Origin of the sequence: Paenibacillus cremeus (genome assembly GCF_007786445.1) — a bacterium.
Classification (GTDB): Bacteria; Bacillota; Bacilli; order Paenibacillales; family NBRC-103111; genus Paenibacillus_G; species Paenibacillus_G cremeus.
Genome location: NZ_VNJI01000041.1, coordinates 23,997 through 48,172, shown reverse-complemented (window position 1 = coordinate 48,172; position 24,176 = coordinate 23,997). Strand labels below are relative to the sequence as shown.

General features: G+C 41.8%; 25 protein-coding genes and 4 pseudogenes. 16 read left to right on the top strand and 13 right to left on the bottom strand.

Going from position 1 to position 24,176, the window contains the following annotated elements; translation table 11 throughout:
• Positions 1 to 98 precede the first annotated feature (98 nt).
• From pseC to FPZ49_RS25075, 7 genes and pseudogenes are all read left to right on the top strand, one after another.
• Positions 99 to 1,289, top strand: coding sequence for a UDP-4-amino-4,6-dideoxy-N-acetyl-beta-L-altrosamine transaminase (pseC, locus tag FPZ49_RS25105; protein ID WP_144852347.1), 1,191 nt, complete (start codon positions 99 to 101; stop codon positions 1,287 to 1,289).
• Between the two features lie 8 nt (positions 1,290 to 1,297).
• A complete protein-coding gene (locus tag FPZ49_RS25100; protein ID WP_144852344.1) occupies positions 1,298 to 2,023 on the top strand; it encodes a cytidylyltransferase domain-containing protein in 726 nt (241 codons plus the stop codon).
• A 3-nt stretch (positions 2,024 to 2,026) separates the two neighbouring features.
• Positions 2,027 to 2,479, top strand: a complete 453-nt coding sequence (locus tag FPZ49_RS25095; RefSeq protein WP_144852342.1) for a GNAT family N-acetyltransferase — start codon at positions 2,027 to 2,029, stop codon at positions 2,477 to 2,479.
• 25 nt (positions 2,480 to 2,504) lie between these two features.
• Complete coding sequence (gene pseI / locus FPZ49_RS25090) at positions 2,505 to 3,521, top strand: pseudaminic acid synthase (protein WP_144852339.1); 1,017 nt, start codon at positions 2,505 to 2,507, stop codon at positions 3,519 to 3,521.
• The gene (locus tag FPZ49_RS25085; protein ID WP_144852336.1) at positions 3,518 to 4,519 is read left to right on the top strand and encodes a PseG/SpsG family protein; all 1,002 of its coding nucleotides are present in this window, start codon (positions 3,518 to 3,520) and stop codon (positions 4,517 to 4,519) included. Before pseI ends, FPZ49_RS25085 begins: the two co-directional genes overlap by 4 nt.
• Positions 4,520 to 4,535: 16 nt before the next feature.
• Positions 4,536 to 5,855, top strand: coding sequence for a DUF4910 domain-containing protein (locus tag FPZ49_RS25080; RefSeq protein ID WP_222429964.1), 1,320 nt, complete (start codon positions 4,536 to 4,538; stop codon positions 5,853 to 5,855).
• 315 nt (positions 5,856 to 6,170) lie between these two features.
• Positions 6,171 to 6,383 (top strand): annotated as a pseudogene (locus tag FPZ49_RS25075) (transposase domain-containing protein); the annotation flags it as partial.
• Between the two features lie 34 nt (positions 6,384 to 6,417).
• On the opposite strand, the pseudogene FPZ49_RS25070 reads toward FPZ49_RS25075, so the two are convergent.
• From FPZ49_RS25070 to FPZ49_RS25020, 11 genes and pseudogenes are all read right to left on the bottom strand, one after another.
• Positions 6,418 to 6,600, bottom strand: a pseudogene (locus tag FPZ49_RS25070) (IS110 family transposase); the annotation flags it as partial.
• A gap of 259 nt (positions 6,601 to 6,859) precedes the next feature.
• A complete protein-coding gene (locus tag FPZ49_RS25065) occupies positions 6,860 to 8,095 on the bottom strand; it encodes an IS110 family transposase (RefSeq protein ID WP_261381605.1) in 1,236 nt (411 codons plus the stop codon).
• 24 nt (positions 8,096 to 8,119) lie between these two features.
• Complete coding sequence (locus FPZ49_RS25060) at positions 8,120 to 8,344, bottom strand: DUF5348 domain-containing protein (RefSeq protein ID WP_144852333.1); 225 nt, start codon at positions 8,342 to 8,344, stop codon at positions 8,120 to 8,122.
• A pseudogene (locus FPZ49_RS36980) lies at positions 8,341 to 8,703 on the bottom strand (ExeA family protein); the annotation flags it as partial. The gene FPZ49_RS25060 and the pseudogene FPZ49_RS36980, both read right to left, overlap by 4 nt.
• Positions 8,704 to 8,833: 130 nt before the next feature.
• Positions 8,834 to 9,865, bottom strand: a complete 1,032-nt coding sequence (locus tag FPZ49_RS25050; RefSeq protein WP_144852330.1) for a tyrosine-type recombinase/integrase — start codon at positions 9,863 to 9,865, stop codon at positions 8,834 to 8,836.
• On the bottom strand, positions 9,855 to 10,820 hold the full coding sequence (locus FPZ49_RS25045; protein ID WP_144852327.1) for a tyrosine-type recombinase/integrase: 966 nt from the start codon (positions 10,818 to 10,820) through the stop codon (positions 9,855 to 9,857). The genes FPZ49_RS25050 and FPZ49_RS25045 overlap by 11 nt, the downstream gene beginning before the upstream one ends.
• Complete coding sequence (locus FPZ49_RS25040; RefSeq protein ID WP_186446080.1) at positions 10,817 to 12,058, bottom strand: site-specific integrase; 1,242 nt, start codon at positions 12,056 to 12,058, stop codon at positions 10,817 to 10,819. Before FPZ49_RS25040 ends, FPZ49_RS25045 begins: the two co-directional genes overlap by 4 nt.
• 112 nt (positions 12,059 to 12,170) lie before the next feature.
• Positions 12,171 to 12,647, bottom strand: a complete 477-nt coding sequence (locus FPZ49_RS25035) for an ExeA family protein (protein ID WP_144852322.1) — start codon at positions 12,645 to 12,647, stop codon at positions 12,171 to 12,173.
• Positions 12,637 to 12,999, bottom strand: a complete 363-nt coding sequence (locus FPZ49_RS25030) for a Mu transposase C-terminal domain-containing protein (RefSeq protein WP_144852320.1) — start codon at positions 12,997 to 12,999, stop codon at positions 12,637 to 12,639. The genes FPZ49_RS25035 and FPZ49_RS25030 overlap by 11 nt, the downstream gene beginning before the upstream one ends.
• Positions 12,891 to 14,024, bottom strand: coding sequence for a DDE-type integrase/transposase/recombinase (locus tag FPZ49_RS25025; RefSeq protein WP_186446079.1), 1,134 nt, complete (start codon positions 14,022 to 14,024; stop codon positions 12,891 to 12,893). The genes FPZ49_RS25030 and FPZ49_RS25025 overlap by 109 nt, the downstream gene beginning before the upstream one ends.
• Before the next feature lie 1,250 nt (positions 14,025 to 15,274).
• Positions 15,275 to 15,796, bottom strand: coding sequence for a hypothetical protein (locus FPZ49_RS25020; protein ID WP_144852313.1), 522 nt, complete (start codon positions 15,794 to 15,796; stop codon positions 15,275 to 15,277).
• An 858-nt stretch (positions 15,797 to 16,654) separates the two neighbouring features.
• On the opposite strand from FPZ49_RS25020, the gene FPZ49_RS37590 reads away from it, so the two are divergent.
• Both FPZ49_RS37590 and FPZ49_RS37900 read left to right on the top strand, forming a co-directional pair.
• A complete protein-coding gene (locus FPZ49_RS37590) occupies positions 16,655 to 17,050 on the top strand; it encodes a DUF6431 domain-containing protein (RefSeq protein WP_391563866.1) in 396 nt (131 codons plus the stop codon).
• A 118-nt stretch (positions 17,051 to 17,168) separates the two neighbouring features.
• Positions 17,169 to 17,303: pseudogene (locus tag FPZ49_RS37900) on the top strand (transposase); the annotation flags it as partial.
• A gap of 306 nt (positions 17,304 to 17,609) precedes the next feature.
• Here FPZ49_RS37900 and FPZ49_RS25010 read toward each other — a convergent pair.
• A complete protein-coding gene (locus tag FPZ49_RS25010) occupies positions 17,610 to 17,831 on the bottom strand; it encodes a transcriptional regulator (protein ID WP_261381602.1) in 222 nt (73 codons plus the stop codon).
• Between the two features lie 193 nt (positions 17,832 to 18,024).
• Here FPZ49_RS25010 and FPZ49_RS25005 point away from each other — a divergent pair, with 193 nt between their 5' ends.
• The 5 genes from FPZ49_RS25005 to FPZ49_RS24985 all read left to right on the top strand — a co-directional run bounded on the left by FPZ49_RS25005 (position 18,025) and on the right by FPZ49_RS24985 (position 22,613).
• Complete coding sequence (locus tag FPZ49_RS25005; protein ID WP_144852307.1) at positions 18,025 to 18,846, top strand: ParM/StbA family protein; 822 nt, start codon at positions 18,025 to 18,027, stop codon at positions 18,844 to 18,846.
• Positions 18,843 to 19,088, top strand: a complete 246-nt coding sequence (locus tag FPZ49_RS25000) for a hypothetical protein (RefSeq protein ID WP_144852304.1) — start codon at positions 18,843 to 18,845, stop codon at positions 19,086 to 19,088. Before FPZ49_RS25005 ends, FPZ49_RS25000 begins: the two co-directional genes overlap by 4 nt.
• A gap of 132 nt (positions 19,089 to 19,220) precedes the next feature.
• Positions 19,221 to 19,586, top strand: coding sequence for a hypothetical protein (locus FPZ49_RS24995; protein ID WP_144852301.1), 366 nt, complete (start codon positions 19,221 to 19,223; stop codon positions 19,584 to 19,586).
• Between the two features lie 10 nt (positions 19,587 to 19,596).
• Positions 19,597 to 20,259, top strand: coding sequence for a M23 family metallopeptidase (locus FPZ49_RS24990; protein ID WP_144852298.1), 663 nt, complete (start codon positions 19,597 to 19,599; stop codon positions 20,257 to 20,259).
• A gap of 5 nt (positions 20,260 to 20,264) precedes the next feature.
• Positions 20,265 to 22,613: a hypothetical protein gene (locus FPZ49_RS24985; RefSeq protein ID WP_144852295.1), complete on the top strand. Its 2,349-nt coding sequence runs from the start codon at positions 20,265 to 20,267 to the stop codon at positions 22,611 to 22,613.
• A 34-nt stretch (positions 22,614 to 22,647) separates the two neighbouring features.
• Here FPZ49_RS24985 and FPZ49_RS24980 read toward each other — a convergent pair whose 3' ends face one another.
• Complete coding sequence (locus FPZ49_RS24980; protein WP_144852292.1) at positions 22,648 to 23,016, bottom strand: helix-turn-helix domain-containing protein; 369 nt, start codon at positions 23,014 to 23,016, stop codon at positions 22,648 to 22,650.
• Between the two features lie 266 nt (positions 23,017 to 23,282).
• Between FPZ49_RS24980 and FPZ49_RS24975 the strand changes: the two genes are divergently transcribed.
• Complete coding sequence (locus FPZ49_RS24975; protein ID WP_144852290.1) at positions 23,283 to 23,531, top strand: hypothetical protein; 249 nt, start codon at positions 23,283 to 23,285, stop codon at positions 23,529 to 23,531.
• Positions 23,532 to 23,619: 88 nt separating this feature from the next.
• Positions 23,620 to 24,174, top strand: a complete 555-nt coding sequence (locus FPZ49_RS24970) for a host-nuclease inhibitor Gam family protein (protein WP_144852287.1) — start codon at positions 23,620 to 23,622, stop codon at positions 24,172 to 24,174.
• The last annotated feature ends 2 nt before the right edge of the window (positions 24,175 to 24,176 follow it).

Below are 24,176 nucleotides of genomic sequence, written 5' to 3'. Positions count from 1 at the left end.
AAAAACTTTTAGCTTTCTTTAATAACGTGATCTAATCAACTATTTTAATTAATAAAAAAGAGATAAAAACAATTTTTGAATACCGGAGGAAATTAACAATGTTACCAGCTATTCTAGGCGGTACTCCTATTAGAAGTAATCCTTTACCATACGCGAAACAATATATAGATGATAACGACTGTAGAGCAGTAAGTGAAGTTTTAAAAAGTGATTTTTTGACAACAGGACCGATGGCTAAAAAATTTGAAGAAGTGATTGCAGATTATGTAGGTGCCAAATATGCAGTCGCATTTGCTAATGGGACAGCTGCTTTACACGGAGCATGTTTCGCTGCAGGGATTCAGCCTGGGGACGAAGTAATAACAACACCTATCACTTTTGCAGCATCTTCTAATTGTGTTCTTTATTTAGGAGGGACTCCTGTCTTTGCAGATATTAATAAAGATAACTTTAATATAAATATTGATGATATTGCAAAAAAAATAACAAAAAAAACTAAAGCAATTATTCCAGTAGATTATACAGGTCAAGCAGTCGATATTGATGCATTAAAAAATTTAGTTAAAGGAACGGAAATAGTCATTATTGAAGATTCGGCGCATGCTCTTGGAACTAAGTACAAAGAAAAACGAGTTGGCGGCTTGGTAGATATGACTGAATTTAGCTTCCATCCAGTAAAAACCATCACAACTGGTGAAGGTGGAATTATTACTACTAATAATAAGGAGTATTATACTAAGCTTACCAACTTTAGATCTCATTTTATAACTAGGGACGTTAATCAACTTGAAAATAAAGATGGTGGCGGTTGGTACTATGAGCAACTTGATTTAGGGTTTAATTACCGTATTACTGATTTTCAGTGTGCTTTAGGGATTAGCCAGATGAAGAAATTAGATTGGTTTATTTCCAGAAGGAAAGAGATCGTTAACATTTATAATGAAGCATTTACAAATCTTGATGGTGTAATTTTACAAAAAAACGAGGGGTTCTCGGATACAGTAAATCATTTGTATGTATTAAAGCTTGATTTGCCAAAATTAAAAGCAGATAGAAAGGAAATATTTCAGGCATTAATAGCGGAAAATATAGGTGTGCATGTACACTATATACCTGTGTATTGGCATCCATATTATCAAAAGTTAGGATATGAAAAAGGACTTTGTCCTAATGCTGAAGATTTATATAATTGTATGCTTTCTGTTCCGTTATTCCCTGCTATGTCAAACGATGATATTAGAGACGTGATAAATGGATTTTACAAAATTATTAGTTATTATAGAAAGTAGTGATGGTTTTGAAAGTAGTAGTGATAATCCAAGCCAGGATGGGTTCTACTCGATTACCCGGAAAGGTTATGAAACGAATCGCAGATAAAACTGTTTTAGAGCATGTTGTGGACAGGTTAAAAAAATCAAGAGAAGTTGATGAGATAGTTATAGCTACAACACCTAAAGAAGAAGATAACATTATAGCTGTGGAAGCAACGAGACTTGGAGTGAAATATTTCAAAGGTTCTGAAGATGATGTTTTATCAAGATATTACTTTGCAGCAAAAGAGAATAATGCTGAAGTCATAGTAAGAGTAACATCTGATTGTCCTTTGATTGACGCTGAAGTGATGGATAATATGATTAGAATATTTAAAACGACTACATGTGATTATTTAAGTAACACTATTACAAGAACTTATCCTAGAGGACTTGATTGTGAGATTTTTAGTTTTCAAGTATTAGAAACTTCTTTCAATAAGGCAAGTGAAAATTACCAAAGAGAGCATGTTACACCTTATATTTATGAGAATGATCAGTTATTTAAAATAGAACAGTATCTTGATGACGAGGATAATTCTTACATAAGATGTACACTTGATACTACTGAGGATTTTGAGGTAATTAAGAGGACGCTGGAATCAATAAACGTTAATAATTATTCATATACGGATTTGTTAGTGTTTTTTAGGAAAAACCCGCACATTATATCACTAAACAGTGATGTAGCCCAAAAAAACTTAAGAGGTTAATAAATGGAAATTAAGGTGGATTACAAATTAAGAAACGTTACCCTCGAAGAATGCGATTTAATATTTGAATGGGCTAATGATAAAACCGTAAGAGAAAATTCTTTTAATTCCAACGAATTAAATTATGATGAACATGTTAGTTGGTTTAGTAATAAGTTGGCTTCAAATGATTCATATTTTTATATTTTTGAGGCCAACAATAAAAAAGTTGGAATGATAAGATTGGAAAATAATGAGAGTAATTCCTTTATTATAAATTATAGTATATCAAGAGAACATCGTGGGCAAGGTTATGCTACCGCTTTACTGAAATTAATAAAGGATCGATACATAAATTGTCTATTAATTGGTAAGGTTAAGTCTTGTAATATTGCTTCAATAAAAGCTTTTATTAGAGCAGGATATATAATGAAAGAGGAATCTGAGATAAACGTGTTTTATTCTCAAAGTCAGTAATATTAAAAAAGAGAGGTTTTATTAGATGTTTAAAGAGAACGTTAATATAATTGCCGAAGTATCAGCAAACCATGGACATGATATTGAGATAGCAAAGAAAACGATATATGCTGCTAAGAAGGCTGGTGCAGATGCCGTGAAAATTCAGACATATACACCGGATACTATCACTTTGGATTGTGATAACGAGTATTTTCAAATAAATCAAGGTACAGTTTGGGATGGAACTACCTTATATAAGTTATACAAAGAGGCGTACACTCCATGGGAATGGCATAAAGAGCTTTTTGAATTTGCAAAAGAGATTGGAATTACTATTTTTTCCTCTCCCTTTGATAAAAGTGCTGTTGACCTACTTGAAAGCCTTAACTGTCCAGTATATAAGGTGGCTTCTTTTGAAATTACGGATATACCCTTAATTAAATATATTGCTTCCAAGGCAAAACCTATTATTATATCAACAGGAGTTGCAACGATTAGTGAAATTAAAGAAGCTGTTGATGCTTGTAAGGCAGAGGGTAACCAAAGAATTACACTTCTAAAATGTACAAGTTCTTATCCAGCTCCATTTCAAGAAATGAATATTCTAACTATTCCGAATATGAAGGAAACTTTTGATGTAGAGGTAGGTTTATCGGATCATTCAATGGGAAGCACAGTTGCACTGGGTGCAGTAGCTCTAGGAGCAAAAGTCATTGAGAAACATATAATTTTAGACAGAAATATTGGTGGGCCAGATGCTTCGTTCTCTATGGAAATAAATGAATTTAAAGAAATGGTTCAAGAAATTAGAAATTTGGAACAAGCTCTAGGAAAAGTGAATTATGATTTGAGTGAAAAAAGTGTTAAAAGCAGGAGTTTTTCAAGATCATTATTTTTTTCTGCTGATATAAAGGAAGGTGAACAAATTACTGAAAAAAATATGAAATCTGTAAGACCAGGCTATGGTCTTCACCCAAGATATTATAATGAAGTTTTAGGAAAAAAGGCATCTAAAGATATCAAGAGAGGGACACCCGTTGATTGGAGTTATTTGAATTGAAAACTATTGTATTTAGAACATTAGGTGGGCATGGAATAGGTTATGGTCACTTCTTTAGGTCGGTTTCATTAGCAAAAGCATTTTTAAATTATGATAATAAATTAAATGTTGTATTTATTATTAATAGCCAGTTGATGGATCAGTTAATTTATTCAGAAATTGATTATATAATAAGTAATTCTTTCGAAAATGATATCGAAATCATTGAAACTTTAAATCCTCAACTGTTTATTCTAGATACTTATTTGGCTAAAAATGATTATCTTATAAAAGTAAAAAAAATATCTAAACTAATGATTTTTGATGATAATAACGATCTATATGATTCTACTATTCCTGATATAGTGTTAAATGGAAATATTCATGCGGGAGAATTACAATACAAAACAAACAATAATAGTCTCTATCTTTTGGGACCTAAGTATCTAGTGATGAAAGAAGAGTATTGGAAAAGAAGTAAATATGAAAATGAAAAATATGAACATAAGAACGGTATATTAATTACGACTGGCGGTACAGATCCCTTTAATATCTCCTTTCATATATTAAATAGTATAAGACAATTACCCTATATGAAACGAATTGTTATAGGACCAGGGTATGAGCAAGATTTAATATATAATTTGGAGCAGATAAAAGATGAAAAGACAGAACTAATCCATAAACCTGTAAGTTTATGTGATTACATTAGGGAATCTATTGTGGTAATAACCGCAGGGGGAAGCACCATTTATGAAGTCTTATCACAAAGAACAATGCCAATTATTTTCAGTATAGCAGATAACCAGGACATTGCTTGCAAATATTTTTTGACCCTAGGGATTTCGTATATCGGTAAACATCCCCAAATTGAGTATAACGATTTAAATAAAGAAATAATACATTTAATGGATCAACCTAATTGCTACAATGATGCAATTTTTGATTTGGTAGATGGAAGAGGTGCGAAAAGGGTTATAGAAGTGATACATCCACTAATTGTAAAATCAAATTCTTAAGAAACTAGGTGACAGAATGATATTAAAAGAAAATAACATTGAAATAAATAATTCCATAATAAGTGGAAATCACATGTATGATTTTTTGAATCGTTTGTTCCCAATTTGTAGAAGTATTACAGGGGATGGTGTAAGAGAAACACTAAAAATAATTCAGAAAGATATACCTATCAAAATTTTCGAAGTACCGAGCGGTACGAAAGTTTTTGACTGGACTGTACCAAAAGAATGGAATATTAAGGATGCATATATTCTTGATGAAGAAGGAAATAAAATCATTGATTTTAAAAAAAACAATCTTCATGTTTTAGGTTATTCTGTACCTGTGGATAAATATTTAGAATTAGATGAACTTCAAGAGCATCTTTATTCACTAGAACAACAACCGGATGCTATTCCTTATATAACTTCTTATTATAGAGAACGATGGGGCTTTTGTATTTCCCAAAAACAAAGGAATCAGTTAAAAAAGGGGAAATATAGAGTTTATATTGACAGTGAATTGAAAGATGGTCACTTAACATATGGAGAACTACTAATACCTGGGGAAACGGAAGAAGAAATATTTTTGTCTACCTATATATGCCACCCATCTATGGCAAATAATGAGTTATCTGGTCCTGTGGTTACAACATATCTAGCGAAATGGATAATTAATACATCAAGGAAATATACCTATCGAATTGTTTTTATACCAGAGACTATAGGATCTATAACATACCTAAGCAATAATTTAAACATAATGAAAAAAAATATTATTGCTGGTTTTAACATTACTTGCGTAGGTGATGATAGAACCTATTCTTATTTACCTTCAAGAGAAGGAAATTCATTAGCAGATAAAGTAGCATTAAATATTTTATCATATAAACATCCTGACTTTGTGTCGTATACCTACCTTGATCGTGGCAGTGATGAGAGGCAATATTGTAGCCCTGGTATAGATTTGCCTGTTGCAAGTGTAATGCGAAGTAAATATGCTACTTATCCAGAATATCATACATCATTAGATGATTTAGATTTAGTCACACCTTCTGGATTATTTGGAAGCTATGATTTATTAAAGGATTGCATTAAGCTATTAGAAAGGAATGAAAAGTATAAAATCAATTGCCTTGGTGAACCACAGTTGGGAAAATACGGATTATATCCGACAATAAGCACTAAAGAAACCAGAAATAATGTAAGAGATATGATGAATTTCATTGCATATGCAGATGGAATAAATGATTTGGTTGATATAAGTAATAAAATAGATGTGCCGGTCTGGCAATTATATTCACTGATAGAGAAATTAAAGGAGCATGGGTTACTTTCAATTGTTGAAAAAACATAGTACAACCTTTGCGACGTTAATAGGGAAGACCCCGACTGCATCAAGGACATATGGACGGGCCAATAGGGTTATCGCGGTTTGTAATCTTGGTGTGCCGTATGTCGGTCACTGGGATTTTATGGTAGTACTTAAACACAACTTTCGCGTATAACCGCCGCAGAAAGTATTACTAATAGAGTATCGAAGTTGGTATTTTCCTAGTTTGGCGAAATGATTTATGTACACACACTACATGAGTCAGACGGAAAGTTGAGTCAAGTGATCGAATTACGAAATCTATTGTAAGTCGTGCAGTGTACTTAAGAGCATAAGAGCAAAAACTGGCTCTTTAGCGGAAGTCCGAAAGGAGCTTCGGCGAGTGCCGCCGTTTACAGCATCATCGAAAGTGCTAAGGCAAATGGTCTTAATCCGTTTAAATACCTTCAATTCATCTTCAGCCAATTGCCGGGGGTTCAGTTTGGACAGCATCCGGAGTTTCTTGAAGATTACCTTCCCTGGAGCACAGAAGTCCAGGAAGCCTGCCAATAGAGCAAAGCTCTGTTTACACAAGTTTTGCTCTTTTTTCTATCCACCGACTTATTTGACGCTTACCTTTAAACGAACAGGGCCGGCCAATTTCAATACCTCGATAGGTGACAGCACGAGCAACCTGAGTTTCCTTGGCAATATCAACTCCAACAACAAGATGATTGCTGGTAATGTGTTCTATCCGTTGATTTTGGGCGTCATTTTGCTTAAACTTCATAGTAGAGCATCCTCCTAGATGGGAATATTCGGGCTACTGACCCTGTGCACAATTCCATCTTACGGGGGAGCTTCTCTTTTTACAAAGCCAAAAATTAACGCTCTACAGGAATGCTTCGTTCTACCTCTCAAGGGGTGGACGCCGCTTCTTGCTCCTCTACTGGGTCGCTGCCCTTACGGAATATAATCTGCGGCTGCTCCGTGCTCTTAATGTCTTTGTTCATCAAAGAATCGGTTTGCAAATGGAGTTTAAGATTTGATTAAGCTACCATCTGAAGCTGGGACTGGCGTACCGGCCCCAAAACATCCATTGCGTTATAACGAATTCGTTTTGTCCCCAGGGTGTACAATACCCGAATGAGTTTCCCACACAAGGCTACGATTGATTGTTTCTTCTTTAGCGGATTCTGAGTACGTTTAGTGTAATAGTGATGCAGCGCTTTAAACTCTGCGTTTTTTGCCACCATTGGCATTACCGCGCGGAACAGCAGCGCTCGAAGTCGGGATCGTCCGCGTTTCGTAATTATGGACTTGCCTTTTTTCTTACCCGAGCTGTTCTCTCTTAGATTAAAGCCTGCAAGCCGTATGATTTGTTGGCCATGGTCATATCCTTGCAAATCACCAACTTCGGCCAAAAATTCAGCCAATGTAACGATTCCGATTCCTGGCACAGTGAGCATTTCTTTCGTGCCAGGGATTTGCTCAAGCAGCTCTTCGACCTGCTTCTGGATGTCGTCGTTCTGTCGGGCAAACAAGTGGTACTGTTCCAGCAGATCCTTCAATTCGATCTTGGCCGCTATTAACCCCTCAGTAAGACCGATAGAGCCGCGAGCGACTTGAACCAGCTTCTCCGCTCGTTTCGTCCCAACCGCACGCTTGACGTCTTGTTTCCACCTTTTCAAAATAGTGAAAGAGCCAAGTGCTACGATTTCCTGTGGTGTAGGGAATTCGGCTAGTGTAATGAGGGACGCCTTGCCTTCCCAGTCTGTGAACACCTTCTGATATTCAGGGAAGAAGCGATCCAACCAGTTTTGAATGCGCCTTTGGACTTGGCCTAGGTTCAGCATGATCTTCTCTCGATGGTTCATGAGGATGCGTAAATCCGCATAGATGCTCTTCGGAAGCCTTGGCTCCGAATAATGGCCGTTGCGAACGAGGTCTGCAATGACCTTGGCATCCTTATAGTCGTTTTTCGTCGGCGAATTATCCTCAAGTTCTTTGCTCTTGTTGACATGATGAGGGTTTACGATAACAAGTTGAATACCCTCATGCTGAAGAAATTCCGCCAAGGTAAACCAGTAGTGTCCGGTGGGCTCAATGCCGAAGATGACGTCGGTCTTGGCATGTTGCCGCTCTAGCTCCTTCATCCACGATACTAGCTTTTCTAATCCGGTGCTGTTACTGATGTTATGTCCTGTCTGTAAGCTGACATTATCTGTTGTCCAACGGTTGACAGAGTTCGTGACCGCGGGGCGTACTACAACGGGAAAGCCCACAATATCAGGCTTTCCCGTTTTTGGTTAAATTTTAACTTGGTAATAGTCTTTCTTTCTCAAATAAAAGCAGGCTTCCCTCATAACCACATACCAGTCGCGATCCAGTTCTAGCCTGCACGGAATTCCCCTGTCTCCGACTCTTATCTCCATAAACTCTCCGCAATGAAGGCCGTAGACCCCACCAACAAGTTGAACTACCCAACATGCCGCATCCCTGTCATACGTCATCTTATTCCACTGCCCGATCATGACAGTTCTCCTTGGATGACATGCTTAACCATGTGGTCGTCGATAATGCGACGTTTATTCTGCGCACCATAGATTAGGCTGTGGGTACACACTTTGTTGATCAGTCTGGCTGAACCGCTGGAGAAGCGGAAAACTTCATCAACAGCTCCGTCAGAAAAGATATCGTGTTCGGCGCCGGCATAGGCAAGATGTCGTTTTATGTAATCACCAGCCTGCGCCCGGTCAAAATGCGGCAGTTTGCACTGCAAATCGATTCGCTGGCGAATAGCGGCGTAAGCTTGCATACGTAGCCGGTCCCAAAGCTCGGTTTGACCAACAAGGATAAGTGCCATTGGGCTTTGGGCATCCATTTTATAGTTTGTATTATCCGTAATCACGGATAATACAAATTATCCTCAACTTTTTGTTATCCGTAAGTTTTGCAGACATCCCTTGCATGGTAGGGGATTGGAACCGAAAACTTACGGATAATATTTTTTGAAGTCCAGATTACTTTAATCCGCACAAGGATAAGATCATATCTTCATTGTCTTGCCATATCGGACGTTCTTGCTCCATTCCACTTTTAGAAACCTTTTCAAGCGCCTCTTTCATCATGGTAAGATCGGCCGATGCGTAAATCGTAGTTGTATTTATGTGCGAATGACCAAGAAAATCCTTGATGTAAGATAAAGGTATCCCCATCTGGTACAAGTGCATAGCTCGTGAATGGCGAAATAAATGGGCATGTAGGTGTGGCGGCACTTCAGGGAGTACTGATCGGGCAGAATTACCATACCGCCTTAAAAAACTGGCGACGTTTTCCGCCGACATCTGTCCTTTCTGCCCATTAATAACCGTATAGAATAGATACTGATCCATTCTATCCGTTGCTTCCGGATGAAACCGTGCCAAGTATTCATTCAGATGACGAATCGTTTTATCCAACATTGGAACTGTTCTGGTCTTGTCTCCTTTGCCGGTAAGATAAACGAAGGCCGTGGATGTCGATTCCAAGCAGAAGTCTTTCAATTTTAAATCCAGCAATTCCTGTACGCGAGCGCCTGTATCATACAACAAGATCATGAAAAATCGATCACGTAATCCATTGCGTTTGGTCGTATTCGGCTGCTCCAGTACTGTTTTTAATGCCGCTTCCGTCATGTACTTCACTATCCGTTGCCCTGTTTTCTGAACCGGAACCTTTTTAACCTTCATGTAGACCGCCATAAGGGCAGGATCCTGTATGGCAGCATAGTTAAAAAAGGCATTCAGTCCGGCCAGCCTTTGGTTCCGCGTAGAAGCGCTACATCCACGGGTGTGCTGTAGCCAGTCAAGAAAGCCGCAAACCAGATCAAAATTGAACAACTCAAATGTAATTTTCGTAAAGGGTACTTTCTTTGCTTCCAGCAAATACATGCGGAGCAGGTTAATCGTCTCACGATATGACTTAATGGTATGTTTACTGCAGCATTTTTGCTTCGGCAGGTATACAGTAAGGAATCCTTTGACGTGATCGAAAAAAGCACCATCAACCTTCATATTCCGCCTCCGGAATCAAATGCGCGAATTTCCCGGATGTTCTTTCCGTAATCACCGAAAAAAAGTCGTGAACCAGATGCAGATAATAGTCCGTTTCGGATAGCGTAGCATGTCCCAGGTACATGCTCAAATAAGGAAGGACAGCGTTCAAATCCTTTCCCTCGTCCACCCAAAGATTGAGCCGCTTTACAGAAAACGTATGACGAAAGTCGTGAACGCGAGGGGGATTCCCGCAAATATTTGTTATTCCAGTCCGGTCCCATATCTGGTGAAACATATAGATAAAGGCATCAGAACTGTAATGTGAGCCGTGTTGATTTGGAAAAAACCAATCACGCCCCGGGAAAATCTTCTCTACTTGTTCGTTGAATGATTTACATAATTGACGAACATCTTCAGCCATCACGACAGTACGATTCTTGGCTTTGGAGTCCCTTATTCTTACTGCTCCGACTTCTAAATCTACATCCTCAACCTTTAACAACCTCGCCTCTGAAGACCGTAACCCGCAGCAATAAATCAGACGAAATACAACCGATGACACGAGGTGCCTTGCGGGACTTCTTTTATCCAATCTGCATTTGTCGGCTTCTGTAAAAAATGAATGGAGCTCATTATCGGTATAAATGTGCGGTACATAACGAGGGCACTTCCCTGGGAGCCCCTGCGGAATGATATAGGCTTCGATGCCAATGCTGTTCATATATTTCGCTAATTGTCGAACAGGCGATATGCGACCTTGCAAACTGCTTGGATGTTCGTTTTCTTTACGTTTGGCCCAGTGTAAAGCAACTTCTTTCGTCAGGACTTTTTCCTGCGGACAATATTCCAAGCAAAAGCGATCAAAACACCACAATATGTACGCCTGTGATTCATAAGAATATCCGACTGCACGTTTCTGCTCGATTACACCTTCGATGTAGGATTTGAAGCCGCTTTGGAACCTATAGATCATTTCAATTCCTCCCTCGCGACTTCAATTCCCGTCAATCCCAGTGCGCAAAACCGCAACTTCTTCACATCGGTGGAGAGATAGACTTTCGTAGAGTTCTTATTCTTATGGCCAAGTATGGTCGAGATAACAGATAAGGGAGTCTCCTTCTCCAAAAGTTGTGAGGCTACAGCGTGACGAAGGCAATGCGGTCCCTTTCGTTCGCCTTCGTTCTGGTGAATATGGGCTCTATCCATCGCCTTTCGCGTTACCTCATAACAGACTGCACTACTCATTTGAAGATACGGTGCACAATGACGAAGAAATACGTATGGCGATTCTGACTTTGGCCGCGCATTCAGAATATAATCAGCTACCGCATTCCCAACATCTGTTAGCAACGGGAGAGCTACGGGAGTTTCCGTTTTCTCCTGAATCACTTCAATGGAGTTGTTCCTCCAGTTAATATCGCAAAGGCGGATTTTGCTAATATCCGTACGTCTCAAACCCGTTCTGGCTGCCAGCAAAAGTACCGCATAATCACGTTTTCCCACCGGAGTATTCCTATTAATGGTTTGCAACAATTTTTTCACTTCTTCATTCGTAACGATGGAAACGGGAGGAATGGTTCTATGGCAATATTGGGGAACCGCCCAACTCAATCGTGGGGCCGCAAGCTTTTCTACTTCTAGAAATGTTAAAAAGGATCGAATAGTGGGAAGTACGACATGTAAGCCTTTCGGATAACGAATGGAGATATGAGGAAAAAACGAACTGACGTCTTTTGGCGTTATTTCTGAAACCTCCGGGCTTCCCTTGAGTTCCAGATATTCGATAAACTGTTCAGCGATTCGACGATAAGTTCGAATCGTTCCGACACTTTTTAGGTTTTTTTGAAGGTGACGGGCATAGCAGGCTAAAATTTGGATCCATTCCGGCCGTGTGATACGTTGACACGGTTTCTGCATTCGCCGCCAATGGAGACTGCCCCCGTTAACATAATCCTTCAATAAATAAACAGCCCGCCGTACGTTCTTATATTTACTATTACTAATAAATCCAGTGTCCAGTTGATTTTTCATGTCACTGACGTATTGATCCACTAACTGGTCGGAATACATTTTGGCCTCATGCCGCGCAAAATGATTGCTCAGGTCTTTCCAATACCGTTCGTAATGTTTCATCGTCGAACAACGATACTCAAAGGCCTGAACTTCTTCCCTTGTCTTTTGAATAATGTCAGACAGCAGTGCTTCCTTCATTGAATTAACCCCCATATTGATTTAGTCGGGCATAATATGTCCTTCATCATTATGAGGTTAAAAAACATTATCCGTAAGTTTTCGATTTCAATCCCTCACTCGACAAGGGATGTCACCAAAACTTACGGATAACAAAAAGTTGAGGATAATTTGTAAGGAAGCGAATTTCTTGCAGCATATCTCCAGAGAGCAAGTGCGCTTCATCAATGACGACGACGGCGATCTTCTTCTGGTTCTCATACAGATCCCACACCAGATGCTGAAATTGGCGTTTGGCTTCTCCGCGAAGAAATTTGGGTGAGGAGCCGAATTGGTGCAGGAGTTCCCGGTAAAAATCCCGAGGTTTTAAATGGGCATCGGACAAATAGAGAAACCGGTATTTGTTCGCATCAATCCGGTCCTTCAAGGCACGGATTGACGTCGACTTCCCGCAGCCAATCTCTCCGGTCACACATCCAATGGAGCGTGTCATCACCATGTATTGGAGCCGCGCCACGCATTGTTCAAAACGTTCCGACCGATGGAAATGCCGGGGTTCAATCTCTTTGGTGAACGGCGTTCGCTCCCAGCCAAAGAAGCTACGAATCATGGCTGCCAGCCCCCTTTATCAGGTCTTGCAGGACAGCGCTTTGCGACTCACGGATCTGACGACGGTGTTCTTCGTAGAGCAGTTCCACATAATTAAGTCCTGTCGGCTGAACAGCGGGGGACTCCGCATCCGGGGCTTTCACTTGCTGTTGTTTCGGATCGCGCAGCTTGAGGACTCGCGCATTCTCTTGACGTGCTCCATCTTTCCAAACTTGAATTTCGCTAAGATCATACGGATCAAATCTCACTTGTACCTTTTGCCCGGCCAGTATGGATGAAACTTCGTAAAATTGGCCGAGTAAGGAGATACAACTGGTCTTATCCGCTTTTCTCGTCTCCTCGAGAAGAAACACTTCTGCAGCTCGTGCGGTTGCATTGTACGAATCGGGTGGTCATCCTTTTGGTATCGGTCTATCGGGCGCTGCTTAAAGCTGTTATGCACCTTCTGGTGGTAGGCGACCTCCAGCCATGCACCAAAAAATCGGTTTAAATCAGTCAGGGTCTGAATCTTGCCTTGCTCGATCAGATCATAGGCCTCAGGCACAAAGCTTTGGTCAACGAACCGAAAAAATTTTTCTTGTTTGCCGCGCCCTTGGGGACGTCCGGCTTTAGAGTGTCGAAGGTCCGTACCGAGACGACCACAAACCCGCTCGAAGTGGTGAGACGAATAGATAGCACCGTTGTCGACATAGATCATTTCTGGAATCCCACACTTCAAAATGGCCTTCTTGAGGCAATCTTCTAATCGCGGCACGCGTTCCTCGAAGTAGAACTCCCCGTGCACACAAAACCGGCTAAAATCATCCAGAAACACAACGAGATAAGACATGGCCTTTTTGCCAGGCTTGTCCGGATGCGGCAAATACAAGGTATGCTGCACATCGCCTTGCCAGATGGCATTGCGGTGCGTCGCTTCAAACCTGCGGAACGAACGTCCGTCACTTTCAGTGAGTTGCTTCCGGGTGACGCCTCGTTTACGAAGCTGCTTGCTGAGTGTGCTCTCCTTTAGCACGCCAGGAGCAACGTACTGGGCTAATTCCAGGATCGCAATGATCTGGCGAACACTGCGGCCGGGATGTTCTTGCTTGAGTGCAATCGCTTTGTGCATCACATCATCGGAAATTTCACGAGATTGAAGCTTATCTGCCCGGGGCGTGGGCAGCAGCGATTCCCAGCCACCTAAGCGGTAGACTTGGACGTACCGTTCCAAGGTACGCAGACTCAATTTTTTCTCTTCTCCATTCGGATACGTATACACATGACTCACAATCTCCCGCATTAAGGCCATTTGCTCGCCAGCCTCAAGCTTCCGACTGACGAGCGGTGCGATCAGTCCATAGCGGAAGTTGGCAATCGCTTGTCGTTGTTGTTCATCCATGTTCATGCTCCTCTCACTAAGGGTCTCGGATAGTATCCCATGAAGGGAATGGGCTTGGGGAGGATGCATATCTTGTGGGATGAGCGTGGAATGAAAGGGATCTTGTACACTCGCGCTCGTTTTTTTCTGGAGAAAGAGATTCGCCGGCAAGACTGACGGTCAAATTGGATCATATTAAAGGAGATATATTCCAGGCATTCTGGCATTGAGGAACGTCCAATAGCCCCGAAGACGGGAGAGTCTCGGGGCATATCGCCAAGCCAATTGTTCAAACCAGTTCCATGTATCCGCCGGTTCTGTAGCAACACGCTGGGGATACAAAAGCAGCAGGTCTTCTTCGCATCCTGCCTTCACAAGTTGACTAGACATCCATAATGCTGTGGCCGCCACCCTGGCTAAGCTCTGTTTCCACCAACGTTTTACGGTGTTGGAAGAAAGTCCAATGCGCGGGCATGTTATGGTTTCGGCGATCCATCCAAGGGACCTTCCTTGTCGCTTTCGAACGATTGCCGATTCGCGAACCCAAGTAGTAAAGCGCGCCCATGGAATGAGGAAGTATTTTATTCATGAAGTATGTTGTTGAATGCTCCCGGGTTCCTCGCCAAAGGTCGGGAGCATTTTCTTTTTTTACCACAAGAATAGCCTAATCCTCCGTCATTATACAGAAGGGATTAGGCTATTGTCGGTTGAATATTCGGTTAGGCTCCGCCAAACCGAATGGCGAACCCATGATTTTTTGCCGCCATATATTTAGGCGGTGGACAATCAGGCTACAAACAAAGAACGAGGTTGGAGAACTATAAATAATGAGATACCTTTACGCGCCTGGTATTCGGCAACATTTTCTATTTCCGTTCGGGCCTTGAGAAGAATTTGACGATATTTTTTCCGTATGTTCAGTGGGTGCTGCGAAATACTGTAAAGTGGGCTGGAAGTAAGCAGGCGGGGCCTGCGACTATGTATGGGAAGACGGAGCGGCTGGGGCAGCTTGGCAGCTGATCAATATTAAATCAGGCTGACGGGTGGTAGCATTTACTCGAGCCATTCCTACCACCTCCGAATTTTCGATTTGATAGTATGATATGTCAAAAAATATTTTTTGCTTGTACTATGATTCAATTTCAGAAAAAGCGATGGCCACCATTGGTAGCCATCGCTTTTTTAGAACGTAGGGAACACAAAAAAGAGCACAAAGCTGTGCCCTTAATGAATAACGGTTTTATGGTTTACATCAGTATTAATTAATCGTATTAGTTTAATAATTTAGAGTGAAAAGATTTATTTTCTTCTTTTTGGGTGGATTTAGTTACTGAATTAAGATTATTAAAATCTTTAATAAGAACCATGGTTTTTTCGTGAAGAATCATATGAGAATTTTCAACTTCCAATATTGGATTGATTTTGTTTTGCAAAAACAATGTTCCAATTTTTATTTGTTTAATTAAAGAAATCATTTTTTCATTACTTTTTTTTAGTTGACGTTCTAGATTTCGTACTAATTCTTTACCTTCTTGTAAACTTATTAACTGATTAGTTATAGCAAAGAATACATTCCGAATCTCCTTATTCATTTTCTGATAATTCCTTTGTTCGCTAAAAAATTGGTCTGATTTATTTTTTAATGTTATATCTATCTCATTAATTATTTCAGTTATTGAAAGCGCTTCTAGATCTTCCGATTTTAAAAAGTATTTTACTATCCCTTGTTTCAAATACTCTTTATATTCGCCTTTGCCAATAGAGGATATGTTTTTTTCGAATTCATTTGTCAATTCTATCACCTCATCATTTAAATTTGACATTCTATTAATTGAAAAATTAACGATTAGTCTGTTATTCAGTTCCATATGAATGATAGCCAATTACCAGTATTATACTATAAAGTGATGTATTCCGTACATTCTGAAGTGCAAAAACGATTGTTGATTTCCATCCATTATTGAGATAACCTTTGGATAGCGAAAGGTGGGTAGCAATACGCATCCGATCACCACTTGGAACAACTCGAGAAGAAAGTTAAGGTATATGGAGGCTTGGGTTGGCTTAATGCTAGGGAATGGTACGATCTGGTTGGCATGCATTTTAGTCATCATCTACGTCAGGAAGCTGATTTGAAAAAGTTTGTGCTTTTCAAGAACGATAGTGCAGGGGAAACCTGCTAAAAACTTTTACCATTGTCAATATCATAATTTATTTACAGATTACTTCCACATTAACTCGAGATTAGAGTTGAAATACGGATTACTTCCAGATTAACTCCAGAATAGAATTGAAATTACAGATTACTTCCTTAATAACTCCAGAATAAAAATTAAATTACAGATTACCTCCATAATAACTTCAGAATAAAAAATCAATGTACACCTTTCATAATAAGACTCCATATTCAGAGCCTAATTTTTAAAAAACTTTCGCTGTTGATGGAGAAGCTATCCCACCGAAATCAATGAATAGAGTGGCCATGGAAAATTTCCCCTGATGACACTTTGACTATCGATGATTCGATTTTGTTCTGCGTAAGTTATATTAGTCCATGCGCAAATATTTTTTTGCCAACTGGGCAGCACTGCTTGTGAAGAGATAGTGTTCCCACTGAGAGATAACGCTCTGTTGGTGAATTGCTGAATATAATGACCGTATCACAGAAAGAAAAAGGATGCCTCCCATGTATGTGGGCCGGCGGCAACAGGCTCACATACATGGGAGGCATCCACTACCCAACATGGACATGTATCAGTGAGATGGATGAGAGTTACCCGACGTTTTCGTTAGGTGTGCAGAGAGGGTTCCCTCTCCCTGCTGTGGAGAAGAACTTAGCATCATTGGAAGCCGGGAGCGGAAGCTTGCGAGAGGGGGGAGGGGGGAGAGCACGCATGCTCGTCATCTGCCGACTGCGTTGTACCTACTGCCGGAAGATCCACCATGAGCTTCCGAGTTGTATTGTGCCGTACAAACGGTACGATTCGGCTTGTGTGGAACAGCGCCGGAAGCGTCATCTACGATGGCGGCAGACGATGCTACCTTGACCTCTGAAAGAATTGGTTCCGAGAGCGAACCACGTAATTGCTAGGAGCCTTAAAATTCATCGCCATTCGCTTTCATCAGGACCCTGTGGAGAAGTTGTCCATCCCTTTTCAGCAAAGATACCGAAGTGACAAGAGGCCTCTCCGGTTTGTGGATCCGAACGAGCTTGCTACTGCCTTTCTGCATTGCGAGACACGTAAGGTCGACAAATCCGGCTGCATCAGCTTAATGGACCGTAAACACGAAGTCGGCCTACCGCAGCCAGGAACGCAAGGGACAACAGACTCCAGCGGTGGCCAACCGTAGGATGAGCAAGGGGGATGCCCATTGAATACTTCTACGGCCTTGGCCACTCAAATCGTGCAAAATCAATTGCCTTAGTTAACGAACACATCTATGTATTAATGTATTATTTTGTGATTAGAGAAATTTACGTAAAAAATTGGAGGGACATGCATATTTTCGCCTGATCCGCGCATATGCTAAGGTAACCCCACCTTAGCTACGTAGGCATAGTATGCCCGTTTTCGGACAGTACGTCCGTAGGCGGGATTTTTTATTTTACATCGGCCAGAATTTGGTGGGATCAATATCGTCTTTCCCCGTTAATTTCCGAGCTGCCTGCATTAAAGAGCGGATCGTCCCGCCATTCGGTATGTATTCATCATCGTTACAGGCGCGCGATACTGTCTCGCGGTTCAGTTTTGATACCTCCCTTACTCTTTCCTGTTTAATTCCGAAAGTATCCAAGAATCTCCCGAATTTACTGCGTTTCTTGAACATACTCAGTATCCTCCACTTGTTCTATTACTCCAATCATTGACAAGCCTGGCTAAATTTATACGAAGCTTTTCGACTTAAACCGTAAAGATGCCCAAGCTCGGCGAATATAGTGTGGTGACATAAGCGATGCAACTAACCGAGAGGACGCGGACTTAGTTGTTACGCTACATACACACGCTGGAGGATGATTTTTATGGTGAGCATCGTTGGGTTGGACGTCGGACGCAACGGCGTCAAAGTTTGTGCTGAAGGGCGCCTTTTCACTTTCCCTTCGATTGTAGGCGATTGGAACGAGAGGAAACTAGTCACCGACTACAGCGACCGAGGTGGTTACGAAATCGACGTACAAAGCGCTCGGAAGTTTATCGGAACATTGGCCGAGAACGAGTCGATCAATCCGCGTCATATGCTTATCGACAATAAAGCGACGGATGAAGCGAAGTTCCTGGCGTTAACGGCCCTCCACCTTACGGGATTTACGGACGTTATCGTAGTGACCGGCCTTCCCGTTGAACAGCACGTGACGGAGCAGAAGAAGGCGTTTCGCGACTTATTATTTGGTCAGCGAGGCGGAATGTGGGATTTTAACGTTAACGGCGAACGGCGTCTTCTTCGCATCCTGGACGTCAAAATCGCGGTCGAGGGCGGTGCGGCCTTCTGGTCAGCGCCACAGGACGGTCTGGTCCGCCTGATTGACGCTGGCAGCAAGACCGTGAACTATGTCACGATGAAAGATCGGCGGTACATCTATCGAGACTCCGGAACGTTATCGTTCGGTCTTAACACGAAGAGAAAGTGGCAAGAGTTACCCATCGAAGACTTTGCGGCGCAGATTGCCGGTGAACTTGGCGCTATAAAATGGAGTGCGAAAGACGCCGTTCTCGTAAGCGGAGGGCGGGCGAATGAACTAGCCGGACTTTTACGACAATACTTTCCGCTCGCAGCCGCATTGCCAGAACCGCTATACGCGAATGCAATTGGATATTATCGAGCAGGGAGGTCAACGGTAAAGTGAAACTTACGCGTAAACAAATCCTTTTTAACGAAGATGACGCTCATCAACGGGAACTCCTCGAATGGGTGGCAACCCAAACGACGAACTTCAGCGGCTATGTAAAGGACGTTCTTTTCGCGGTGAGATCTGGTGGATTTACGGCAGGTCGGACAGCAGTGTTTGCGCTACCGACGACTGCTGTAACTCAAACGGACGATGGTGCGGGGATTAGCGATATTTTCGGAGAGGGTGATGACGTATGATACATATTGAAATGGTTCTAACCGAATTTGACTTGGCCCGATGCACTTGTTACATGATTCCGAGGGGCGATAACGAGCATCGAATGGATGGCGCACTCCTGCCACTATTGAACGTAAAGGAGGCGGGGCAACATGAATTGCTATGTCGTTGATACTAACGAAATTCGGCGTGACATCGTGCGTACGTTAACGGAGAAGGGGACGGTCATTAAAGTTGCGGGGCTCGGCGCTATTTTATTCGTAGGAGTATCGGGTACATCATTCGCCAACGCCGGAATTGACGTTAAAGCGGATCAGGTTTATAAGAAGTTACTTACAATCGCTAAATGGGTTATAGTCTTCAAAGGCGGCATCGAAACGATCAAGTCCGTAGCTGACGGCGACCATGGGGCGGTCAAGAAGAATTTTCTCGGTTACGGCGTTACTTATGCAATATTGTGGGGGCTGCCATGGATGATGAAAGAAATCGATAAGCTATTCTCCGAAATGGATTCGTGAGGTGATCGCAATGAGAATCGAACTAGTTCCGCGAATGACAGCCGATCACTATCCCACCGATCTATCGAATCCTACACCGCACACAGGCGTTGACATCGCTGTCCCGATTGGATCGCCGGTATATGCACCAAAACCAAAAGACAGTATCGTTGCGCGTATCGCTGATTACGTGGACTCTTCGCTCTGCAAAGCGTTATTTTTTAATACGCGAAGCGGTTATCAGTATAATTTTGGATACTTATCGGATAACAGCGTTGTTCGCGAAGGAGAGCGGGTTCACATTGGAGACCTCATCGGATATTCGGATTCAACAAACCGATCGACAGAAGCAAACCTCCACCTTGGGCTCTTTGATAAAACTGGTACCTTCGTAGATCCATCACAAACAACTGGTAATGATCATCTCGGCATACTCGGCAGGGTGCTGGAACGAGCATACAATGACGCCCACCAATCGGTTCAGGAGCACGTCAGGTCGATTGCTTACGATACAGTGATGGGATTTATTAAGGGTATTGGCGACCTCGTATTTGACCTATCGTATGCAATTGCGTTATTAGGGGGCGGCCTAGCGATTATCCTTTACGTAGCTGGGTGGCGTGATGGGGCGCGGTGGGCCGGGATGCTGACGGTAGGTTATTCGATAATAAAATATTTAGCTGCAGGAGCGTGATGAAAATGAAATGGATATCCCTTCGCGAAGCCATCCGTATCGTACATCCGGAATACGCCTTCCTCCGACTCAAACCGAACAATTCCATCCGTAATAATGATACGCACAAATTAGCGCGAGCAATTGCTGCACTTTACCGGAATGTTACAGCCAGCATAAAGAAAGAGGAAGTCCGCGCAATGAAGGTACTAGGCAAGCGTTTTTTTATACCGACCCGCCTATCGTACGAAGCACCCGTCAAAGTCGCATATTACATTTATATCGAAAAGAAGCGTGCCGAGTTTTACTTCATCGTACCGCGTTCACAGATATCCATGATCCGTGAGAAGATTGGGGACATCTGGACGAATATAACTGTTGAGGAGATCAATATATTGCCGGAGTTTGGCAAGGGCGCAACGAAGTATCAACTCACATATACAAAGGAAGATGCGCTAAGCCTTCGAACGGATCGGAGAGATAATGACCTACTGATTTCAAATCTTAATGTTATCGACGTATTAGAGGAGGGTGATCGAGTCGGCATAATTTATAATTTCCTGCCGGCTTCGCAATTTACCTGGCGAAGCACATACCGTGCGACTATCGAAAAGGTCCGGAAGAACATGCCGGCAGACCGCGATAAATTGGGATCAACGTATATATTGAAGATGGCGGTGGCACTGCTCACCGATACAGCGGATCTCGTATTCGGAGCTTTTACGGATAAGAAAACGACCGAAACCAGCAATATGTTCGAATCGTTGCTTGAACGTATGAACGGTGGTCGATGGATAAGTGAGGCAACTGTAAAGAAGGCAGGCGCTACCATTTTGGATACGCAGATTCTTGTTTTAAGTGAAAGCCCTAACATCCTACGTGAGCGAAATAATGCACGCAGCCTGGCGCAGAGTTTTGATACGATCTCGGAGGACAATTCGCTGAAATTCAGGAACTATGGCGGTAAGTTCAATTTAACAGACTACGTAATTCGAGGCGCTGATAAGAACAAGGTGGGTGACGAAGAGGCGCAGCATTTCCTCTCGTTGCCCGGCCGCAGCGTACTTGAACGGTTTGGTTGCATCGAGAAGGTCGAAACGCAGGAAACGGAGGTACCGGAGGATTTACGGAAGGGCACAATGCGGATTGGCGTCAATACGTTCAGAGGGCGGGATCAGATGGCGTACCTAAGCAGTGACAAAGAGTACAAGAACCTTACTCTAGTCCTAATCGGCCCTACCCGGGCGGGCAAATCTACGCTGATCGGCAACTTGAGCGCCGATGCCATCCATGCAGGAGAATGCGTAATCATCTTTGACTATATTGGTAGCTGCCAGCTAAGTTCGGAGGTAGCTGCGCTATTCCCAAAGGATAAGATGCTTGTCATTGACTGCAAGAATCCAGAGACACTGCAGGGCCTCGGCTACAATGAGGTTGGTATAAGTGCAGATCCATTCCGGCAATATGACAATGCTAAGAGGCAGACAACACAATTACGAACACTGATTAACGCGATTAATAATGCTGACACACCTCTCAGCGCGCGAATGGAGCGCTACCTGGAGAGTGCCAGTAATATCGTTTTTGTGGTTGGTGGCAGCATTCGGGACGTGTTCAGTGTGCTGCAGGATCATAAATTAAGGAGGCAGTGGCTGCAGAAAATACCCCCAACTCAGAACGAGAATCTTGCGGAGTATATGGCAAGTTTAGAAGAGCTTGATGACACGGACAAAAAGGGGACTGTCATCGGCACGAAGGATAATCTTATCAGCGGCATTATCGACAGGCTCAACAAGCTTAAAGTAAATACGTATATGGAGGCTATGCTACGTAAACCATCTTCAGGCAACATTGATTTAGTGAAGGAGATGCAGAAGAATCAGCTCATCTGTTTACGTATGCCTGAGATCATGTTTAGCACAGATGGGGAACGAGATGTCTATACGACGTATTGGCTTACGAAAATTTGGTTGGCTCTACAGATCCGGGAACAACAGATAGGAGACCGCAGCAAACTGACCAAAGTCAATCTTGTAATTGACGAATTGTACCAGGTTGAAAATACCGAAAAACTTCTCTCGGAAAAGCTCAGTCGACTAGCTAAGTTTGGAATGAAGCCGATCATTAGTGCCCACTATATGAACCAGATCAAGCATATCCGGGAGGAACTCCGTAGTGCAAACGCAAGCTATATGCTCATTGCTGGCTGTGACAAGAAAAATTTTAATGAACTTAAAAGTGAGCTTTATCCATACGAAGAAGAGGACCTTTTAAAATTACCACGATATCATAGCTTAAATCTGATTAAGAACGAGGATGGGTATGCACGATTTATTACAAAATTACCGCCACCAACCTCTGAAACCAACCGGTAAGGTCATTTATAAAAACAAAAATATGTATACAAATTTAGTCTATTTCTTCTTTTTTCTTTACTTTACGATAGGCCTCGATCGCTGCTCTCGCCACGGCTTCGGCAATATCCTTTTCTTCCTGAGTATAACCATCAAGGATAGATTTCAGGGTTGATTCATTTGAAGAGTTAATAGCCTTAATGTTCATTTGTTTTGATTCGTCTGAACGATTAAACAATAAATAATCAGTTTCCACATTAAAAAAGTCGATGATTCGTCGAAGAAATTCTAAGCTTGGCTCCCTTTTATCTATTTCATACATTGATAAAGTACTCTTAGCTATATTTAAACGTCTCGCTAGTTCTGCTTGTGAATACCCCATGCTAGTTCTTAGTTCCGCTAATCGTTCACCAAAAGTATTCATTCTAACCCCTCCCAAATTCAATATTCTAGATGCCTAAACCTATATCTTAAAAAGTTTTGCATAATACGCGTATTCATGCTCTATTTCAATTCGACATAAAATGCCTTAATCCTTGTAATTATCTGGTTAACTTTTCTTTTTCCAACAAACAATCACCCAAAAATAAAAAGACCACAAAACGAGGTCGAATATGCATATCGACCTCGTTTTGTGGATATAGTTAAGTATACAACGACCACGATCAGTGGTTAAAAGGTAGGTGAGTTATGAACGAACTTCTTCAAATCAAAGGATTCTTTGAAAAGCTAGGTAACATTCGAGATGGAAGGTTCTACGGTTCCTTATCCGATCTTGAAAGTCTTATCAGCGAATCAGAAAAGATGCTTGAGCTAACCAATGAGGTAATGGATTACATGCATGAAGTTCGGATGTACAAATCAGAGATTAAAAACCTAGAAGAGCAGGAAAAATTAAATCACGAATTAAACCAGGCCATTGAGAATGAAAACGTCTGATGTCCGAAACATTCATGTAAGTAAGTCCGTAACGAAAAGGTAATCTTATGTAGCAATATACGCTGTACAATCCGGAGGAGACAACGAGATGATTAGCCCACTGTATATGAGTGAACTTGAAGAGATAGCACAAGTGACAGGAGAATTTCAACAACGATTTCAGATTACCGACTTATCCTCCTTAACCTGGGCTATGCGTAAACTTACTGCTATTGAAGTGAAGAGAAGTGAAGTTACTCAGGTCGCGAATAGCGAAATCGAACGAATTGAATCGTACCGCAAACGTGAGTTAGAAGGGCTGCAACAATCCGAAGATTTTTTTAAAGGCCTAATCAGTGAATATGCCGTTAGAAAACGTGATGCGGATCCAAGGTTTAGAAATGAAAAGACAGCGTATGGTAGCATCCGCTTTCGTAAACAGCAACCAAATTGGATTTATGATGAGGAATCCTTGATCTCCTTCCTAGAGCAAAATGAACGAACCGATTTAGTAAGGGTCAAGAAGGAACCTGCGAAGACCGAAATAAAGAAGTTGTTCCAAATCAACGAGGACGGCCGTGTATTTGACGAATATGGTCAGGAAGTTACTGGAGTAAAGGTTGAATTCCTGCCTGACGTACTAACCATCAAACCGGAGGTGTAAAT

Bases quoted from the DNA above. Each gene is read 5' to 3' on its own strand.
- FPZ49_RS25040 (WP_186446080.1), bottom strand. From the start codon at position 12,058: ATGAAGGAAGCACTGCTGTCTGACATTATTCAAAAGACAAGGGAAGAA.
- FPZ49_RS24995 (WP_144852301.1), top strand. From the start codon at position 19,221: ATGAATTGCTATGTCGTTGATACTAACGAAATTCGGCGTGACATCGTG.
- FPZ49_RS37590 (WP_391563866.1), top strand. From the start codon at position 16,655: ATGACCGTATCACAGAAAGAAAAAGGATGCCTCCCATGTATGTGGGCC.
- FPZ49_RS24970 (WP_144852287.1), top strand. From the start codon at position 23,620: ATGATTAGCCCACTGTATATGAGTGAACTTGAAGAGATAGCACAAGTG.
- FPZ49_RS24985 (WP_144852295.1), top strand. From the start codon at position 20,265: ATGAAATGGATATCCCTTCGCGAAGCCATCCGTATCGTACATCCGGAA.
- FPZ49_RS25005 (WP_144852307.1), top strand. From the start codon at position 18,025: ATGGTGAGCATCGTTGGGTTGGACGTCGGACGCAACGGCGTCAAAGTT.
- FPZ49_RS24990 (WP_144852298.1), top strand. From the start codon at position 19,597: ATGAGAATCGAACTAGTTCCGCGAATGACAGCCGATCACTATCCCACC.
- FPZ49_RS24980 (WP_144852292.1), bottom strand. From the start codon at position 23,016: ATGAATACTTTTGGTGAACGATTAGCGGAACTAAGAACTAGCATGGGG.
- pseC (WP_144852347.1), top strand. From the start codon at position 99: ATGTTACCAGCTATTCTAGGCGGTACTCCTATTAGAAGTAATCCTTTA.
- FPZ49_RS25080 (WP_222429964.1), top strand. From the start codon at position 4,536: ATGATATTAAAAGAAAATAACATTGAAATAAATAATTCCATAATAAGT.
- FPZ49_RS24975 (WP_144852290.1), top strand. From the start codon at position 23,283: ATGAACGAACTTCTTCAAATCAAAGGATTCTTTGAAAAGCTAGGTAAC.
- FPZ49_RS25035 (WP_144852322.1), bottom strand. From the start codon at position 12,647: ATGATTCGTAGCTTCTTTGGCTGGGAGCGAACGCCGTTCACCAAAGAG.
- pseI (WP_144852339.1), top strand. From the start codon at position 2,505: ATGTTTAAAGAGAACGTTAATATAATTGCCGAAGTATCAGCAAACCAT.
- FPZ49_RS25060 (WP_144852333.1), bottom strand. From the start codon at position 8,344: ATGATCGGGCAGTGGAATAAGATGACGTATGACAGGGATGCGGCATGT.
- FPZ49_RS25010 (WP_261381602.1), bottom strand. From the start codon at position 17,831: ATGTTCAAGAAACGCAGTAAATTCGGGAGATTCTTGGATACTTTCGGA.
- FPZ49_RS25025 (WP_186446079.1), bottom strand. From the start codon at position 14,024: ATGGATGAACAACAACGACAAGCGATTGCCAACTTCCGCTATGGACTG.
- FPZ49_RS25095 (WP_144852342.1), top strand. From the start codon at position 2,027: ATGGAAATTAAGGTGGATTACAAATTAAGAAACGTTACCCTCGAAGAA.
- FPZ49_RS25050 (WP_144852330.1), bottom strand. From the start codon at position 9,865: ATGAAGGTTGATGGTGCTTTTTTCGATCACGTCAAAGGATTCCTTACT.
- FPZ49_RS25045 (WP_144852327.1), bottom strand. From the start codon at position 10,820: ATGATCTATAGGTTCCAAAGCGGCTTCAAATCCTACATCGAAGGTGTA.